The sequence below is a fragment of the Amycolatopsis albidoflavus genome, assembly GCF_039525725.1.
Classification (GTDB): Bacteria; Actinomycetota; Actinomycetes; order Mycobacteriales; family Pseudonocardiaceae; genus Amycolatopsis; species Amycolatopsis albidoflava.
Genome location: NZ_BAAAHV010000026.1, coordinates 189231 through 201466 on the forward strand (window position 1 = coordinate 189231; position 12236 = coordinate 201466).

10 protein-coding genes and 1 tRNA gene are annotated in these 12236 nt (G+C 67.1%); 9 read left to right on the forward strand and 2 right to left on the reverse strand.

Going from position 1 to position 12236, the window contains the following annotated elements; translation table 11 throughout:
- The first annotated feature begins 143 nt into the window (after nt 1–143).
- Complete coding sequence (locus ABD156_RS41035) at nt 144–353, forward strand: helix-turn-helix transcriptional regulator (RefSeq protein ID WP_344286444.1); 210 nt, start codon at nt 144–146, stop codon at nt 351–353.
- Nucleotides 350–1756 carry a tyrosine-type recombinase/integrase gene (locus tag ABD156_RS41040; RefSeq protein ID WP_344286445.1) on the forward strand — a complete coding sequence of 469 codons (1407 nt, stop codon included), beginning with the start codon at nt 350–352 and terminating at the stop codon, nt 1754–1756. The genes ABD156_RS41035 and ABD156_RS41040 overlap by 4 nt, the downstream gene beginning before the upstream one ends.
- 145 nt (nt 1757–1901) lie before the next feature.
- On the opposite strand, the gene ABD156_RS41045 is transcribed toward ABD156_RS41040, so the two are convergent.
- Nucleotides 1902–1975, reverse strand: a tRNA-Leu gene (locus ABD156_RS41045).
- A gap of 206 nt (nt 1976–2181) precedes the next feature.
- Here ABD156_RS41045 and ABD156_RS41050 point away from each other — a divergent pair.
- From ABD156_RS41050 to ABD156_RS41075, 6 genes are all read left to right on the forward strand, one after another.
- On the forward strand, nt 2182–2796 hold the full coding sequence (locus ABD156_RS41050; protein WP_009079762.1) for an ANTAR domain-containing response regulator: 615 nt from the start codon (nt 2182–2184) through the stop codon (nt 2794–2796).
- A gap of 615 nt (nt 2797–3411) precedes the next feature.
- On the forward strand, nt 3412–4587 hold the full coding sequence (locus ABD156_RS41055; RefSeq protein ID WP_344286591.1) for a branched-chain amino acid ABC transporter substrate-binding protein: 1176 nt from the start codon (nt 3412–3414) through the stop codon (nt 4585–4587).
- 93 nt (nt 4588–4680) lie between these two features.
- Nucleotides 4681–5694 (forward strand): branched-chain amino acid ABC transporter permease, encoded by a 1014-nt coding sequence (locus tag ABD156_RS41060; RefSeq protein WP_344286446.1) that lies wholly within the window; start codon nt 4681–4683, stop codon nt 5692–5694.
- The gene (locus ABD156_RS41065; protein WP_344286447.1) at nt 5691–6836 is read left to right on the forward strand and encodes a branched-chain amino acid ABC transporter permease; all 1146 of its coding nucleotides are present in this window, start codon (nt 5691–5693) and stop codon (nt 6834–6836) included. Before ABD156_RS41060 ends, ABD156_RS41065 begins: the two co-directional genes overlap by 4 nt.
- Entirely contained in the window at nt 6833–7762 is a 930-nt protein-coding gene (locus tag ABD156_RS41070) for an ABC transporter ATP-binding protein (protein WP_344286448.1), read from the forward strand. Before ABD156_RS41065 ends, ABD156_RS41070 begins: the two co-directional genes overlap by 4 nt.
- The gene (locus tag ABD156_RS41075) at nt 7749–8462 is read left to right on the forward strand and encodes an ABC transporter ATP-binding protein (protein ID WP_116203489.1); all 714 of its coding nucleotides are present in this window, start codon (nt 7749–7751) and stop codon (nt 8460–8462) included. The genes ABD156_RS41070 and ABD156_RS41075 overlap by 14 nt, the downstream gene beginning before the upstream one ends.
- Nucleotides 8463–8739: 277 nt before the next feature.
- On the opposite strand, the gene ABD156_RS41080 is transcribed toward ABD156_RS41075, so the two are convergent.
- Nucleotides 8740–9135, reverse strand: coding sequence for a PaaI family thioesterase (locus ABD156_RS41080; RefSeq protein ID WP_370940728.1), 396 nt, complete (start codon nt 9133–9135; stop codon nt 8740–8742).
- A gap of 107 nt (nt 9136–9242) precedes the next feature.
- Here ABD156_RS41080 and polA point away from each other — a divergent pair, with 107 nt between their 5' ends.
- The gene (gene polA, locus ABD156_RS41085; protein ID WP_344286450.1) at nt 9243–11981 is read left to right on the forward strand and encodes a DNA polymerase I; all 2739 of its coding nucleotides are present in this window, start codon (nt 9243–9245) and stop codon (nt 11979–11981) included.
- Nucleotides 11982–12236 lie beyond the last annotated feature (255 nt).

A 12236-nucleotide genomic window follows, 5' to 3' on the forward strand; every position in this document is an offset into this window, starting at 1 on the left:
CGCCCTCCCACGCTCACCAGCCCCCGCTCCTCCTGCCAGCACACCCGCAACCCAACACGCGCAGTGACCATTCCGCCCCAGTTGCTCTGAGGGCATCCCGTCCTGCCTCGTCATCACCCGCCACCGCATCAAAGGGGATTGTCATGGCAACTGCCGATCGCAAAATGACCGTCAACGAAGTCTGCGCCGAGCTGGCCGACGAGAACGGCAAACCGCTCGCGCGCTCGACGTTCTACGACTGGCGCGCGAAGAATCGCGGGCCTAAATGCACCAGGCTTCCGAACGGCGATCTTCGCATCCGTCGCGCGGACTTTGACCGGTGGTTCGACAGCCTCGCTGAGGAGAACGTGTGAACGAGACCAGCTATGACGTCAAGATCTGGAATATCGAGACGCGATCAGGCAAAACCAAGACGTCGTATCGGGTCACGTGGTTCGTCGCCGGAGAGCGGTTTGACGAACCGGCGAGTACTTACACGCTGGCCGAGAGCTTCCGCTCCGATCTTGTGGCGGCGGCTCGTCGCGGCGAGGCGTTTGAATGCGCGCGCGGGCTGCCGGTCTCGATGCTCCGCAACGAAAACGACATGCCGTTCTACGCCTTCGCGTGCAAGTACGTCGACATGAAGTGGCCGCGAGCAGCCGGAAAGTCGCGCGCCGGTAATGCCGACACCTTGGCGTCCGTGTTGCCAGCGATGCTTGCTACTACCCGTGGCAAGCCCGACGACCGTGTCCTCCGACGTGCTCTGACCGGATGGGCGTTCAACACGAAGCGGCGAGAAGACCCGAAGCCGCCCGAAATCGAGCAGGCATTGAAATGGGTACAAGCGAACACGTTGCCCACCTCCCGGCTCAATGATCCCGCGAAGTTGCGTGAGGTCCTGGACCAGATCTCGCTGAAGCTCGACGGCAAACAGGCCGCGGCCAAGACCGTCTACAGGAAACGCGCTGTGTTCAACAACGCGCTGGAGTACGCATTGGAGTTGAAGATCCTGACCGCCAACCGGCTCCCGGAAGTGAAATGGACGGCGCCGAAAACGGTGCGGGCAATCGACAAGCGAGTGGTCATCAATCCCGCGCAGGGACGCAATCTGCTGGGCGCTGTCGAGGCGCAAAAAGTGGACACCGCACCACGCCGGTCGTCCGGCCCCATGCTCAAGGCCTTCTTCGCGGTCATGTACTTCGCCGCGTTGCGCCCCGAGGAAGCCGCGATGCTGTGCAAGCCGGACCTGCAACTGCCCGATGAAGGGTGGGGCGAACTGCTGCTGTCGGAGACCGCTCCGACCACGGGAGCCGCGTGGACAGATTCGGGGGAGCGACGGGACCGGCGGCAGTTGAAACAGCGGGCGGAAGGCGAGGTGCGCACCGTGCCCTCGCCTCCTCCGCTCACGGCGATCCTGCACGAGCACCTGAGTACCGTCGGCACGGCGGCCGACGGCCGTCTCTTCCGGAACCTGACCGGGGGCGATCTCGCCGAGTCGACGATCTCGCGGGTGTGGGATAACGCGCGGAAAGCAGCGCTCTCGGAAAGCGAATACGCGTCGCCGCTCGCGAGGCGTCCGTACGACCTCAGGCACGCGTGCGTGTCGACGTGGCTCGCTGCCGGGGTGCCGGCCACGCAGTGCGCTGCGTGGGCAGGCCACTCCGTGGCGGTGCTGCTGGCGACCTACGCCGCGGTGATCGCCGGGCTGGAGGCGGAGGCGCACGAGCGGATCGAACGAGCGCTGGACTGGGACGACGACGCTGATGCATCGGAGTGAACGCAGGCGTTCGAAAATATGGGGGCGTATTGGGGGTGGATACCCGTGAACAGCCCGATACGGCCGGACACAGCCGGACATAACAAGATCGGCCCCGCACCTGTTTTCGCAGGTCGCGGGGCCGGTTTGTGCTGGTCATCGTCTGTAGCCCCGGTGAGATTCGAACTCACACTGGACGGGTTTTGAATCCGTTGCCTCTGCCAGTTGGGCTACGGGGCCGTAGTACCGGAAACTCTACGGGATCCGTCTTCCCGCCCGCCGACCGGGTCCGGTGATCGACGGTGATCGACTTGCGGCCGGGGCTGGGTGTCTCCCGCCACTTCGTGGTGAACGCCATCGTGGGATCTGGATCGGTCCCGGTACGCTGGGCTCTCGCGGGTGACCGCGTGTCGAAGACGTCCCGCCGAGCCTTCAGGAGGACACCGGTGACCGAACAGGCTGCCGAGTCGAACGGCGCCGCCGCCGGCGTGCCGCAGCGACGGGTGCTCGTCGCGGAAGACGAGGCGCTCATCCGGCTCGACCTGGTGGAAATGCTGCGCGAAGAGGGCTACGAGGTGGTCGGCGAGGCCGGCGACGGCGAGGAGGCCATCGCGCTGGCCACCGACCTCAAGCCGGACCTCGTGATCCTCGACGTCAAGATGCCGAAGCTCGACGGCATCGAGGCGGCCGCGCGGATCACCGGCGACCGGATCGCGCCGGTCGTCATTCTCACCGCGTTCAGCCAGCGCGACCTCGTCGAACGGGCCCGCGACGCGGGCACCATGGCGTACCTGGTCAAACCGTTCGCCAAACGCGACCTCGTGCCCGCCATCGAGCTGGCCGTCAGCCGGTTCTCCGAGCTGCAGGCCCTCGAGGCCGAGGTCGCCGGGCTCACCGACCGGCTCGAGACCCGCAAGGTCATCGACCGGGCGAAGGGCCTGCTGATGAGCCGCCAGGGGCTCACCGAGCCGGACGCGTTCCGCTGGATCCAGCGCACCGCGATGGACCGGCGCACCACGATGAAGGCCGTCGCGGAGGCGGTCGTCGAAAGCATCGGCTGAGCAACGGGCACTGAAAAAGCGGGCGTGACCAGGGGGTCGCGCCCGCTTTTTCGTGGCCCGGAAACCGGAAACCGCGCCGGAGAGTGACCGGCCGGACCCGGAGTGCGCTCCCGCCCAGCGGGACTTCGCCCGTTTCGCCGCGTCCGTCCCGGCCCGCCGTGTCGCGCCGAAACTGGGGTGCTGACCAGCGAAAACCCTTTCGCCGCACCGGCGCCGGACCCACCCGTGCGGGTTGATCTGCCCTGCGCGAAAGGGCAAGGTTGCTACCTTGGAGGCCGGGGCATCGTGGTGTCGGTCACGGTGACGGAGGGGATGTTCCTAGACTGCCCCCATTGATCAGGCGTCTGGTCAAGGTCCTTTCGAGGGGTGCTCGGACACGAAGAGTCATTCACTCGGTCGTTGCAATAAGACGATCGAGTGTAAATCGTCCGTTAATTCTCGTGACGACCGTCACGATGTGGATACAAGACTCGCTGTGACTCTGTGCAACACCTCACCCGGCGGCTACGTTCAGCGCCCAGTCGAAGTCCCACGCAGGGACCCGCCGTTCCACGGGAGCGTGTCGGGTGGCATTTGGAGGAACGAGTGCAGAGAGCACGACTCACTAAGGTCATCGTGCTGGCCGCGGCGGGAGTCATCTCCCTTGGCGCCTGCTCGGCGCGGACCGGCGGTGACTCGGGTGGCGACAGCGGCGCGCCGCAGGCCGCGGCCCCGTCGGCGGCGGCCAACGCGGCGGACCCGGCGGGAGACGGCAAGGCGCAGTGCGCGCCGACCTCGATCGCCTACGCCGGCACGATCAACGGCGCGAACGCGGCCCTTGGCCAGAACATCCTCAAGGGCGCGAAGCTGGCGGTCGACCAGCACAACAAGGCGAACCCGGGCTGCCAGGTCAAGCTGGAGCAGTTCGACACCGAGGGCACCCCGGACAAGGCGCCGGGCATCGTGACCCAGATCGTCAACACCCCGGGCATCATCGGCGTCATCGGCCTCCCGTTCTCGGGCGAGTCGAAGGCCGCGGGCAACATCTTCAACTCCGCGGGCCTCGTGGCCGTGACCCCGTCCGCGACCAACCCGTCGCTCGCCCAGAACGGCTGGAAGACCTTCTTCCGCGCACTGGGCAACGACAACGCGCAGGGCCCGGCCGCCGCGAAGTTCATCACCGGCGAGCTCAAGGCCAGCAAGGTCTGCGTGATCGAGGACGACTCCGAGTACGGCACCGGCCTCGCCGCCTCGACCATCAAGGCGCTCGGCGACAAGGCGAGCTGCCAGGACAAGGTCAAGACGAAGCAGACCGACTTCTCCGCCGTGGTCAACAAGATCAAGGGCGAGAAGCCGGACGCGATCTTCTACTCGGGCTACTACCAGGAAGCCGCTCCGTTCGCGCAGCAGTTGAACGACGCGGGCGTCAAGGCGAAGTTCGTCGGCCCGGACGGCGTGAAGGACGACCTGTTCGTGAAGGGCGCGGGCGACGCCGCGGCCAACGCGTACTTCACCTGCCCCTGTGTCCCGGCTGACCAGTTCACCAAGTTCACCGACGCCTACAAGGCGGCGACCGGCGTCGACCCGGGCACCTACTCGCCCGAGGCCTACGACGTCGCGACGATCCTGCTGAAGGGCATCGACGCCGGCAAGAAGACCCGCGCCGACCTGCTGGACTTCGTGAAGACCTACGACGGCCAGGGCATCACGAAGCACTTCAAGTGGGACGACCACGGCGAGCTGTCCGCGACCACCGTGTGGACCTACAAGGTGGACAACGGAAAGATCGTCCGCAACACCGAGATCAAGTAGCTCACCGCTTTCGGTTCCAGTACCGGGGTGCGGGCCAGGCGGCTGATCCCGCCTCGCCCGCACCCCGGACCCACATGGAGAACTAGTGTGTCGATGACCCCTGACCTCAGTTCGCTCGTCCTCGCGCAGGGCGGCGGCAGCTGGATCACCTTCGACGTGAATTCGTTCCTGAACCAGTTCTGGGACAACACGATCGACGGTCTTTCCTACGGCAGCATTTACGCGCTCGTGGCGCTGGGCTACACCCTCGTCTACGGCGTGCTCAAACTCATCAACTTCGCCCACTCCGAGGTGTTCATCTACGGCGCCTTCGCGACGTGGTTCACCTTCTACGGCTTGGGTTTCCGCTCCGGCGCGACCCCCGATCTGCCGATCTTCGAACTGATCGGCTTCCTGCTGCTCGCGCTCATCGCGTCGATGGCGGTGTCCGGCGGCACCGCGGTCGTGCTGGAACGCGTGGCCTACCGGCCGCTGCGCAAACGCAAGGCGCCCCGGCTGGTCTTCCTGATCACCGCGATCGGCGCCTCCTTCGTGCTGCAGCAGATTCTGTTCATCTGGCGCGGCGGCAACCCGGAGAACAGCATCCGCTTGCTGCGCAACGACGAGGTCTTCACGATCTTCGGCGGCAGCGTCACGATCGTCACCATCATCACCGTGGTGGCGTCGATCCTGCTGATGGTCGGCACGGACATGTTCGTCAACCGCACCAAGTTCGGCCGCGGCATCCGCGCGGTGGCGCAGGACCCGGACACCGCGACGCTGATGGGCGTCAACAAAGAACGCGTCATCACGCTCACGTTCCTCATCGGCGGCCTGCTGGCCGGCGCGGCGGCGCTGTTCTACATGATGAAGATCCCGCAGGGCGCCTCGTACCAAGGCGGCTTCATCCTCGGCATCAAGGCGTTCACCGCCGCGGTGCTCGGCGGCATCGGCAACCTGCGCGGCGCGCTGCTCGGCGGCCTGCTGCTCGGGGTCGTGGAGAACTACGGGCAGTCGCTGTTCGGCGGCGCGTGGCGCGACGTCGTCGCGTTCGCCCTGCTGGTGCTGATCCTGATGTTCCGCCCGACCGGCATTCTCGGCGAATCGCTCGGAAAGGCACGGGTATGACGACGACTACGACGCCGCCCGCCGCTCCGGCGAAGGCGCGCCGCCGTCCCGTTTCGGACTGGTGGAACCGGCTGTCCCGGGTCCAGCAGTGGGGCGTGCTGATCCCGCTGGTGGCGCTGGTTTACCTGCTGCCGGTGCTGAACCCGCCGCTGATCACCACCCAGCCCGGGTACGACTTCCCGATCGCGATGTTCGAGGTGTCCCGCTACGCGCTGGTCGCCATCGGGCTCAACATCGTCGTCGGCCAGGCGGGTCTGCTCGACCTCGGCTACGTCGGGTTCTTCGCGATCGGCGCCTACGTGATGGCGCTCTTCACGAGTCCGGACTCGTCGCTGGCGAAGCTGCCGTTCCTCGTCGTGCTGCCGATCGCGATGGTGGTCACGATGATCTTCGGGGTCATCCTCGGGACGCCGACGCTGCGACTACGGGGCGACTACCTGGCGATCGTCACCCTCGGCTTCGGCGAGATCGTGCGCCTGCTGGCCGACAACATCGACCCGCTGCGCGGCAACCGCGGTTTCCAGGGCGTCGGGCATCCGCCGGGCTCGAAGGCCGACGGCAGCCCGCTGTTCAACAACACCGACGGAATCCCGTGGTACTGGCTCTGCGTCACGATCATCATCGTGATCCTGTTCGTGGTCGGGAACCTGGAGCGCAGCCGCGTCGGCCGCGCGTGGGTCGCGATCCGCGACGACGAGGACGCGGCCGAGATCATGGGCGTGCCGACGTTCAAGTTCAAGATCTGGGCGTTCGTCGGCGGCGCCGCGGTCGGCGGCCTCTCCGGCGCGCTGTACGCGGGGCAATTGGGCTTCGTGAACAACCAGAAGTTCGACGTGGTCACGTCGATGCTGTTCCTGGCCGCGGTCATTCTCGGCGGCGCGGGCAACAAGGTCGGCGTGCTGCTGGGCGCGATCGTGGTGGCCTACGTGCCGCTGCGGTTCCAGGCGATCGCGGAGTACAAGTACCTGATCTTCGGACTCGCGCTGATCATCCTGATGATCTTTCGCCCGCAGGGCCTCCTCGGCGCGCGGCAGCGGCTGCTCGCGTACGGCAGGCAGGCGTACCAGCGGCTGCTCGGCAAGGGCGAGCAGGTCAGCAGCGACGGTTCGCTGGCGTCCGACAACGCGGGGGAGAAGGCATGACGGTCCCTGGCAACGGAAACGGGCCCGAGGTCCCGGCCGAGGGCGGCCTCGTGGCCGAGGTCGCGAACATGACCGCCGACGAGCTGGCCGAGCACGAGGCCGAGGTCGCCGAGGTCGTCGCGCCGGACCGGGAGATCCAGGCCGACTACGGGCAGACGCTGCTCAAGGTCGACGACGTCACCGTCCGCTTCGGCGGCCTGGTGGCGCTGGACTCGGTGTCCTTCGAGATCCGGCGCGGCGAGATCCTCGGCCTGATCGGGCCGAACGGCGCGGGCAAGACCACCTGCTTCAACGCGATGACCGGCGTCTACCGGCCGTCCTCGGGGCAGGTGCTGCTCGAGGACAAACCGCTCGGCAAGACGTCGCGGCACGGGATCACCCAGCTCGGCATCGCCAGGACGTTCCAGAACATCCGGCTGTTTTCCGAGATGACCGCGCTGGAGAACGTGGTCGTCGGCACCGACGCGCGGCACAAGACGAGCCTGCTCGGCGCGCTCCTGCGGGTCCCGCGGCACCACCGCGAGGAGAAGCAGGCGATCGAGAAAGCCATGGCGCTGCTGGAATTCGTCGGCATCGCCGACCGGGCCGCGGACCGCGCGAAGAACCTGCCGTACGGCTATCAGCGGCGGCTGGAGATCGCGCGGGCGCTGGCCACCGAGCCGAAGCTGCTGTGCCTCGACGAGCCTGCCGCCGGGTTCAACCCGGCGGAGAAGGAAGAGCTCATGGGGCTGATCCGGACGATCCGCGACGACGGCTACACCGTCCTGCTGATCGAACACGACATGAAGCTCGTCATGGGCGTCACCGACCGGATCGTGGTGCTGGAGTTCGGCAAGAAGATCGCCGACGGGCTTCCCGCCGAAATCCGGGAGAACCCCGCCGTGATCGCCGCTTACCTGGGAGTTCCCGACGATGACGTTGCTTGAGCTTTCTGACGTTTCGGTCCACTACGGACGGATCCAGGCCGTGTCCGGGCTGTCGATCACGGTCAACGAGGGCGAGATCGTCACCCTCATCGGGGCGAACGGGGCCGGCAAGTCGACCACGATGCGGGCGATTTCCGGCATCCGGCCGATTTCCGGCGGTGCTATCCGGTTTGACGGCGAGGACATTTCGCGGCTGCGCGGGGATTTGCGCGTGGTTCGCGGGATTTCTCAGGCACCGGAGGGTCGGGGGATTTTCCCTGGCATGACGGTGCTCGAGAATCTGGACATGGGCGCTTATGCGCGCAAGGACCGGAAGAATCTCCAGCCGGACTTTGATCGGGTGTTCGAGTTGTTTCCGCGGCTGGCTGAGCGGAAGACTCAGGTCGGCGGGACTATGTCCGGGGGCGAGCAGCAGATGCTTGCCATCGGGCGGGCGTTGATGGCCAAGCCTCGGTTGCTGTTGCTCGACGAGCCTTCGATGGGGTTGGCGCCGCAGTTCATTCAGCAGATTTTCCGGATTATCACGGAGATCAATCGGCAGGGGACGACCGTGCTGCTGGTTGAGCAGAATGCGCAGCAGGCGTTGTCTCGGGCGCATCGGGCTTATGTGCTGGAGACTGGGCAGATTACCAAGACTGGTACTGGGCAGGAGTTGCTGGCTGATACCAGTATCAAGGAGGCTTATCTCGGGGTTGGGTGATTTCTCATTCGGCTCGTCGCCTGGCGGCGACATTGCGTTTGGGTGGTGAGACGGGCACCCCGAAGCTTGATTGTGACTACGGCGCGGGGGTGCTTGTCAAGGCGGGAAAGATGCCTTGACAAGCACCCCCGCGCCGCGTTTTTGGCTTCGTATCGGGGAGCGGGGGAGTGTGGCTGCCTGGTGACTTGGGTGCACTGGCTGCGGTTTAGGGACGTGAGGGGAACCCTGAGGGAATCAGAGTTCGTCAGGGTTCCCCTCACGGCGTTTCACCGAAGAATCAGGCGCCTGGTGGGCGGTCCCGGACCACGCAAGTCAAGCGGGCAGTGCAGGTGCGGCGGCCTTCGTCGTCAGTCAGCACGATCTCCGACGTGATCGTCCCCCGTCCGACGTGCAGCGGGGTTGCGACGCCGGTGACGGTGCCGGAGCGGACTGCGCGGTGGTGGGTGCAGGACAGTTCCAGGCCCATCGCGGCGCGTTCGGGGCCTGCGTTCAGTGCGGCCAGCACCGAGCCGAGTGCTTCCGCGACGGTGGCGTTCGCGCCGCCGTGCAGGAGGCCGTAGGGCTGGAGGTTGCCTTCGACGGGGATCGTGCCGACGACCCGCTCGGGCGTCATCTCCACGAGCTTCAGCCCGATCTTGTCGTTCAGCTGCTGGCCCGCTGCCGCGGGGTCCATGCCCGCGAACTGGCCCGGCGTGATTTCCGCCGTCTGCTCGGTCACTCTCTGCTCCTCAACCTATGCGACACGCAAGAGTGTCAGACCCTCACCCTAGACTCGCCCCCGTGAGCCCGACCGAGAACCGAACCGTTGCCAACGCCACAGGCGCCGCCGCCGAGAAAGACCGCCCCCGGCTGCTGCTGATCGACGGCCATTCGATGGCCTATCGCGCCTTCTTCGCCCTGCCCGCGGAGAATTTCCGCACGAAGACCGGGCAGGTCACCAACGCGGTCTTCGGCTTCACCTCGATGCTCATCAACCTGCTGCGCGACGAGAAGCCGACGCATCTCGCGGTGGCCTTCGACCTCTCGCGCAAGACCTTCCGGTCGGAGACGTACGCCGACTACAAGGCCAACCGCAGCGCCACGCCGGACGAGTTCCGCGGCCAGGTCGACCTGGTCAAAGAGGTGCTCGACGTGCTCGGCATCCCCTCCTTGACGAAGGAGAACTACGAGGCCGACGACGTCATCGCCACGCTCACCACGCAGGCCGGCGAGGGCTACGACGTCCTGATCTGTACCGGCGACCGCGACGCGTTGCAGCTCGTCACCGATCGGGTGACCGTTTTGTACCCGAAGCGGGGCGTCTCCGACCTCGTGCGGTTCACGCCGGACGCGGTGGAGGAGAAATACGGCCTCACCCCGACCCAGTACCCGGACTTCGCGGCGCTGCGCGGCGACCCGTCGGACAACCTGCCCGGCATCCCCGGCGTGGGGGAGAAGACCGCGGCGAAGTGGATCCGGCAGTTCGGCTCGCTGGCCGACCTGATCGACCGGGTCGACGAGGTCAAGGGCAAGGTCGGGGACGCGCTGCGCGAGCACCTGTCGTCGGTCCAGCTCAACCGGCAGCTCACCGAACTGGTCCGCGACGTGCCGCTGGAGTCCGTGCCGGATCAGCTGGAGCTGCGGCCCTGGGACCGCGAGGCGGTGCACCGGCTGTTCGACGAGCTGGAGTTCCGCGTGCTGCGCGACCGGCTTTTCGAGACCCTGAGCAGCGCCGAACCGGAGGCCGACGAGGGCTTCGAGGTGTCCGGCTCCGCGCTCGCGCCGGGCACGCTCGGCGCGTGGCTCGAAGCGCACGCCGGCGCGGCCGAACCGGTGGCGCTGTCGTTCCGGACCACCGGTGCGTCGGTCCGCTCCGACCTCAAGGCGGTCGCGTTCGCGACGGCCGACGGCGAGGGTGCGTACGTCGACGTCACGGCGATGGACGAGGCGGACGACCGGGCGCTGTCGGCGTGGCTGGCGGACCCGAAGATCCGCAAGATCGGCCACGACCTGAAGGTGCCGCTGCACGCGGTGCGCGCCCGCGGCTGGACGTTCGCCGGGCTCACCATGGACACCGCGCTCGCCGCGTACCTCGCGCGGCCGGGGCAGCGCACGTTCGGGCTCGACGACCTGGCCCTGCGCTACCTGCACCGCGAGCTGCGCTCGGAAGCCGGCGACGGCGACGGTCAGCTGTCGCTGCTCGACGGCGGCGCGGACGAGCTGGAGCAGAAGGAAATTTCCGCCGAACTGGTGAAAGCGCGCGCGATCTTCGAGCTGGCCGGCGCGCTCACCACCGAGCTGGAGGAGCTCGGCGGCGCGAAGCTGCTGGCCGAGCTGGAACTGCCGCTGCTGGAAGTGATCACCGAACTGGAGGCGGCGGGCATCGCGGTCGACGTCGACCAGCTCACCGAGCTGGAGGCGCACTACCTCAGCCGGGTCACGCAGGCCGCGGACTCCGCGTACGAGGTGATCGGCAAGCAGATCAACCTCGGTTCGCCGAAGCAGCTGCAGGTCGTGCTGTTCGACGAGCTGGGCATGCCGAAGACCAAGCGCACCAAGACCGGCTACACCACCGACGCGGACGCGCTGCAGTCGCTGTTCGAGAAGACCGAGCACCCGTTCCTGCAGCACATGCTGGAACACCGCGACGCGACGCGGCTGCGCACCACGGTCGAGGGCCTGATCAAATCGGTCGCCGACGACGGGCGCATCCACACCACGCTGCAGCAGACGATCGCGGCCACCGGACGGCTGTCGTCGGTCGAGCCGAACCTGCAGAACATCCCGGTGCGCACCGAGGAAGGCAGGCGCATCCGCGACGCGTTCGTGGTAGGCGACGGCTATGTCGAGCTGATGACCGCGGACTACAGCCAGATCGAAATGCGGATCATGGCGCACTTGTCGAAGGACGAAGGTCTGATCGAGGCCTTCAACAGCGGCGAGGACCTGCACACGTTCGTCGCGTCGCGCGCGTTTTCCGTGCCCGCCGCGGAAATCACGCCGGAACAGCGCTACCGCGTCAAGGCGATGTCGTACGGATTGGCGTACGGCTTGTCGGCGTACGGCCTGTCGCAGCAGCTGAAGATCTCGACGGAAGACGCGAAAGAGCAGATGGAGGCGTACTTCTCGCGGTTCGGCGGGGTGCGCGACTACCTGCAGTCGGTCGTCGGCGAGGCCGCGAAGCGCGGGTACACCGAGACGATCTTCGGCCGCCGCCGCTACCTGCCGGACCTGAACAGCGACAACCGCCAGCGCCGCGAAATGGCCGAGCGGATGGCGCTGAACGCCCCGATCCAGGGCAGCGCGGCGGACATCATCAAGGTGGCGATGCTGAACGTGCACCGCGCCCTCGCCGAAGCGGGCTCGCGCAGCCGCGTCCTGCTGCAGGTCCACGACGAACTGGTCCTGGAAATTGCCGACGGCGAGCGCGGGGACGTCGAGAAGCTGGTTCGCGAGGGCATGGGCTCGGCCGCGGAACTGGCTGTGCCGCTGGAAGTTTCGGTCGGATACGGGCGGTCGTGGAACGAGGCCGCGCACTGACGCACTGAGCTTGAGGAGCACTGCCCGGGGCCGCCGACCGGCCCCGGGCACGAGGGCGGAGCGGGTCTCTCGGCTGGAGACGCGCTGCGTCGGTGCGGGAGCGCACGGGGTAGCGGCTCGGCGATGGAATTTGGCTGACTGTCGGCGGGCCTGTGAGGGCAGTGGTGGTTGGTGCTGCGCCCGTTCGGGCGAACGCTGGGGCAGCAGGGTGGGCTGCCGAAGCCAGTCCTGGCGTTGCGGTTCAGCGGAGCAGGC